The 4,712-nt window shown below is 52.8% G+C and carries 6 protein-coding genes; 1 reads left to right on the top strand and 5 read right to left on the bottom strand.

The features are described from left to right. The coding region (locus IE156_RS18270) for an SOS response-associated peptidase (RefSeq protein WP_189394104.1) at window positions 1–642 on the top strand (642 nt) is incomplete at its 5' end. Window positions 643–1,443: 801 nt separating this feature from the next. Here the strand turns inward: IE156_RS18270 and IE156_RS18265 are convergent. The 5 genes from IE156_RS18265 to IE156_RS18470 form a co-directional block, all read right to left on the bottom strand. Then, the gene (locus tag IE156_RS18265; RefSeq protein WP_189394103.1) at window positions 1,444–1,923 is read right to left on the bottom strand and encodes a DUF2514 family protein; all 480 of its coding nucleotides are present in this window, start codon (window positions 1,921–1,923) and stop codon (window positions 1,444–1,446) included. Continuing rightward, window positions 1,902–2,360 (bottom strand): lysozyme, encoded by a 459-nt coding sequence (locus IE156_RS18260; RefSeq protein WP_189394101.1) that lies wholly within the window; start codon window positions 2,358–2,360, stop codon window positions 1,902–1,904. Before IE156_RS18260 ends, IE156_RS18265 begins: the two co-directional genes overlap by 22 nt. Next, a complete protein-coding gene (locus IE156_RS18255) occupies window positions 2,344–2,697 on the bottom strand; it encodes a hypothetical protein (protein ID WP_189394099.1) in 354 nt (117 codons plus the stop codon). Before IE156_RS18255 ends, IE156_RS18260 begins: the two co-directional genes overlap by 17 nt. After that, complete coding sequence (locus IE156_RS18250) at window positions 2,648–4,387, bottom strand: glycerophosphodiester phosphodiesterase family protein (protein ID WP_189394097.1); 1,740 nt, start codon at window positions 4,385–4,387, stop codon at window positions 2,648–2,650. Before IE156_RS18250 ends, IE156_RS18255 begins: the two co-directional genes overlap by 50 nt. A gap of 61 nt (window positions 4,388–4,448) precedes the next feature. Next, window positions 4,449–4,712 (bottom strand): hypothetical protein (locus IE156_RS18470; protein ID WP_229841517.1); only part of this gene is annotated, 264 nt, incomplete at its 5' end.

Raw genomic sequence — 4,712 nt, 5'->3', positions numbered from 1 at the left:
CGTTTTAGTCAGCGGGAAGCTGCCGAGATCTATGCCGCAAAAGTTGGGTGGAAATCCAGCAAGACAGACGTGGGTGAGGGCCTCAAATATAACGTTCCGCCTGGTACGCGCCCCATCGTCCTCCACCAGCTCGGTGATGGCAACGATCAAGTGGACAGGCTGTTCTGGGGCTACAAGCCGGAGTGGTACAAACGTGCGCCGGTGATCAATGCCCGCCTGGACACAATCTTGAAGAAATCGCCAATGTGGCGGGCCCTACTTGGCAAGCGCGTGCTTGTTCCAGCGGATGGATGGTTCGAGTGGACTGGGGAGACTGGCGACAAACAGCCATGGTTTATTCATAGCAAAGATAGCGCCCCACTCTATATGGCTGCAATCACGGCTTGGCAGCCAGGCAAAGACGATGATGTTGAGCATGGTTTTGCCATTGTCACCGATGCCAGCGCAGGCGGCATGGTCGATATTCACGACCGCAGGCCTGTGGTTTTAACGCCTGACGCAGCAAGAGAATGGACTTCACCAGAGACAAACGTTAAATCAGCGCTGGAACTGTTGAGCACTGCGCGGCCAGAATCCGCATTCAAGTGGCACCCGGTCACCAAGAAGATGAGCAATGTGAGGTATCAAACAAAAAATACATAACAGCCAGTTGAAGCCTGAATCGACAGGCGCCAAAGCCATCTCTATACTCCTAGCTTTTGGTAAGATTGATAAAACCAAAACAATCAAACAGGGAAACAATGACAATTGAAATAATCGGCGCTAAAACTGGTACGATCTCCGGAAATACTCTCGAGAATGTAGCTAAGCCATTCATCATAAAAAATTGTGGTGATATTGAAGCAAATGACAATCATGCTTTTTCTAGCGTGGACTATCTAATTTCGAATTCAGATATCTACGGCTCACTCAGAGAATACTATTTGCAAGGACTGATTTGTGCTCAAGAATAAACAAGAGGCCATGTTCGATATTCAAAATAGCGGCAACGTAAAATTAACCAATAACACCACTACTCAGGGCCCACTACTCAAAGCAGATAACGTAGGGAATATTTTCGCTGAAGGAAATAGAGCACAGGGACAGACTCAAGCACAGGCCCCATCGAACAAGAGCAAGTCTCGTCTCAAAGAACACGTATGGATCGTATTGGGTCTAATTGTGAGCGGCGTTGCAACCGCGGGACTAATTTCTTGGCTTAACTGGAACTAAGTAAGTGTCTACTCAGCTCACTACTTCGACAACTACCTGCCCATTTTCCCTGGGCACTCCTGAACGAAAATCAGTATGCCATACCAGCTATTAGACCTAGATAAGCCTCTGCCGCGCAGAAATTCTAAAGCCCATCAAGCTCTTCGATAATAAAATCTAAAAAAATCAGGCGTAGTAGCCGTCTCTGCAGCAGAGCTTCATTGACAGAAGCTCTCTATAATAATGCAGTGGCTACCGACCTTGGGCATTCGCATACGCAGCCTCACACGACAGTCCCGCTACTTTGCGTCGGTCAGCCTCTGCCGCATAGACTCCCGCCAAGTCGTCAGATTGGCTAAACAGCTCGGCAAACATTCGGATGGCGGTGTCGGCTGCTTGGCGTTCTGCGGCAGCGCTGGCAAGCGCGGTATCCCGACGATAGCGGGCTGCGTATTCTTCGACTGACTTGCGCACGCGTTCATCAGCAGCACGGCGCTCAGCAATAGCCACTTGCTCCAACTGTTCCAGCGTTTCACGATCTCGGACCTCCATTTCTTCAGTTAATTCATGTTCGATCTGCCGTGCCCTACCCTCTGCATGCGCGACAGCAATCATGTATTCGGCCTGGGCTTTGTCGTAACCCTTCTCGTGCTGGGCTGAGCCGTACATCTGCAGGCCAACAAAAAGGGCTGCCAGAACAGCAGCCCCCGTTACTGCAGATCGGATAGACATATTTGCCTCTCTGCTTCGCGCCGTCGCTCCAGACCACGCAGTTTCTTGCCCCCGGCATACACCCAACGCGGCAACTGATTGCAAGCTCCGGCCAGGTCGCCAGCCCGCAGCTTACGCAATAGCGTGGAGCTGCCATACGCGCCAGGCCCCACGTTGTAGACGAAGCTGGCCAGCGCCACACGCACACCATCCGGCAGGACTTGCGGCATAGAGCGGTCTACCACCGCCAGGGCCTTACGTACTTCTTGCTCAGTCAGAGCATCGCACCGCTCCGACGTAGCCACATCGCCCAACTTGACCCCCTGCGTATAGCCCTCACAGATCGTCGGAATCCCCACCGGGTCCACATAGGCCACCAAAGAACGTCCTTCCCAGGCAGCCACCAGCGCAATCGCTGCGGCGACCACCCCAGAGCCCAGCTTAGTTTTTAGATCCACGCTTCCACTCCTTTAAATTCCCCCATACACGCTGCAGACCACCAACCAAACGGGCTGCCGACCGCAAGAAGTCTGGTAGCTTGACCACGATAAGAATCAGCACATAAGCTGCCCACAGCAGCAACACGAACTCTTGCGGCGTCCACTTGTAAATCAGTAATGCTGAGCCGGTTGTAATCGGCAGATGTGCTCCATCGTTGTGCAGCATTGATTTTTCCCCTTGTTTACGGTCGGCATAGCTGTCTCCCGTGAAGCGCTGCAAAAGCAGCAGACGTAAAAAAAGCCGCTTAGGCGGCTGATCCAGTTGGGTAATCAGACAGATACCCTTCTGCACCATCGGCCTCTATCTGTCGCATCGTGTAATGCATCTGTGTTGTTGATGCAAAAACCTTGATCCCAGCTGCGTGAAGCTTCGCCACCTGGCCACGATTCGCTGCATAGCTTGTGTCGCCTGGGCTGATTACCCCGATCTCAACACCGGCTGCGACAAGATCCGGGATTTCTGACTCGTTTGCGTTATTGCGACCGCCCACCGCAAGCCGTATGTTGGGGTCAACGTTTCTGGCACCCTGGGCTTGACCAAGATTGTTAACAAACAGAACACAACGGGCTTTGACGCCGGGCGATGCTTGATTGATCTCGTCGATTGCGTCCGTAATATTCGGGCCGTACAGCTGCAAGAACGCCAACGGAATATCGGGTCGGTCCTCAAGTGCGCGTAGCAGCTCGGAAAGCGCAGGGACATTGCGTCCGCCCAGCCCCCGGATTCTCAGCGCAGTCAGCTCAGCAAGCGTCATCGCTGACACTTCACCAGTGCCGTACGTAGTGCGGTCAACAGTTGGGTCGTGCATCAGAATGTAGTGACGATCTGAAGACTGGCGAATATCAGTCTCAATGCCGATGCCAGGGGGCAGCCGCTCTAGCGCGGACAGGCAACTCTCAGGATCTCGGGTGTCGGTCGTGTATGTGTCCGGCCCGAATGGGCCTTTAACGACCATACGGTGTGCCATCACTTGAGGGATGTTGGCAGGCTTGTCGTGCAGCCGGTAAACAGCAACACGCCGGATCTTCAGCTCTTCGTTGCTTGAGTGCGTCAAAGCGTTTATCCCAACGCTATGGCCGAGCATGGTGTTTTGTTCCGAGCTAATCGTGTGATCCATGACAATGCCACCGTTCACAAACGCAAGAACACGCGGGCCGTCTTGGACAAAAGTGAACTCATGACTTCTTTTACCGATAGCGTTAACTTCGCCATCAAACAAGGTTTCCGTATCTGCATCATTGGTAGAGCCCACAGTTCCATAGCCCAGCCTGATCCGGTTGACGCCAGCCGCATTCAAGTAAATGCGCGCAAAAAGACGTGGATTTGATGTGGTTGAGTCATCAGGCTGTCGATACGTCCACCCGAAATTAAAAGTCTCACCAACTTCGACTGTGCTGTGCGCGATGTACGACTTAAACGTGAAACCAGTTCGCGCGTAGTAGCGGTTACCTCTGGTCGCACCACTCCCAAGCTGCGCGATCTGATTGCGGATTTGGAAACTGCCTGAGTTGTGCCAGCGCCACGCAGATGAAGCCAGTCCGAGTGTTGTTGATCGCTGCTCAGGGCGGCCGAAATCATCTAAAAAGGCAGGGGTTCTGCCAACGATCTTCGAAGATATAAACTGAAAAGATGAAAGTTCTTGGCGCGTAATTGGTTGTATGCCAGACCAAATCCACTGCGACCCGTCCGATACCCAGTAGCCGTTATTTGTAGGCTCTGGATCGTTAGTCACCTGTGCGACCACTTCAGGCGGTTGAGGCTGTGCTGCATCTGCCTTCGCCTTCGTAAGATAAGTCTGCATACCGGCCGCCTGCTGGGCCATATCCATGACTCGCCGCCTCCAACTCAAGATAGTCTCAACATCAACCCCGTTTTGGTTTGGATTGACTTCATCAATCTCCCCATTGATGAATTTCCACCAAACATCAGCATCAATGCCGAAGCCGCGCAATTCTTGTAGTGTCGGAAAGCATTTTTCTGCCATCTCGTTTACCCATAAAAAAACCCGCCGTGAGGCGGGTTAGGTGGTGTTGGTACTTTGGTTATTACTGCCGGTACATGCCATCTTTGGCGTAATACCTGCGGTCATAATTCACCGCACTTAATCGGACGTTGAAGCCGTCGATTGGGTCCTTAGTGGTAACGATAAAAGGTGCTGCTTGGCGCTGCTCTGTGCCGCTGCCAATGATGTAGCCTGTTGGCTGCGCACTGTTAGTCACAATCGGTACACGCGGCGGCCTACTGAGCAACGCCCAGAAATCCTCGCCGGCTGAGCTAATCGGGATGCCCTCCGTCTGCCCATCCGAGTT

Origin of the sequence: Alcaligenes pakistanensis (assembly GCF_014652815.1) — a bacterium.
Lineage (GTDB): Bacteria > Pseudomonadota > Gammaproteobacteria > Burkholderiales > Burkholderiaceae_B > Alcaligenes > Alcaligenes pakistanensis.
This window is presented reverse-complemented; position numbering and strand designations above follow the sequence as displayed.

Coding starts and splice junctions, on each gene's coding strand:
- IE156_RS18265 (WP_189394103.1), bottom strand. CDS start 1,923: ATGTCTATCCGATCTGCAGTAACGGGGGCTGCTGTTCTGGCAGCCCTT.
- IE156_RS18255 (WP_189394099.1), bottom strand. CDS start 2,697: ATGGTGCAGAAGGGTATCTGTCTGATTACCCAACTGGATCAGCCGCCT.
- IE156_RS18250 (WP_189394097.1), bottom strand. CDS start 4,387: ATGGCAGAAAAATGCTTTCCGACACTACAAGAATTGCGCGGCTTCGGC.